Origin of the sequence: Salifodinibacter halophilus, from assembly GCA_012999515.1 — a bacterium.
GTDB lineage: Bacteria > Pseudomonadota > Gammaproteobacteria > Nevskiales > Salinisphaeraceae > Salifodinibacter > Salifodinibacter halophilus.
Genome location: JABEEB010000553.1, coordinates 1 through 246 on the forward strand (window position 1 = coordinate 1; position 246 = coordinate 246).

The 246-nt window shown below is 65.9% G+C and carries 1 protein-coding gene; it reads left to right on the forward strand.

Translation table 11 applies throughout. The features are described 5' to 3' along the window. A partial coding sequence (locus HKX41_12820; protein ID NNC25018.1) for an antibiotic biosynthesis monooxygenase occupies positions 1-198 on the forward strand: 198 nt, incomplete at its 5' end. Positions 199-246: the final 48 nt, after the last annotated feature.

A 246-nucleotide genomic window follows, 5' to 3' on the forward strand; every position in this document is an offset into this window, starting at 1 on the left:
GGGGTGGAATCCGCGCGCGGCGGCGACGGCTTCGGCATCACCGTAAGCTATTGGAGCGACGAGGCGGCCATCGCCGCCTGGAAGCGTCAGGCCGACCACGCCGCCACCCGCGCCTACGGGCGCGAGCACTGGTACGACCATTTCGAATTGCGCGTGGCCAAGGTCGAACGCGCGTACGGGAGCAAGAGCAAGGCATGAGCGACATCCTCAACACCATCATCGCGCGCAAGCACGAAGAGATTCAGC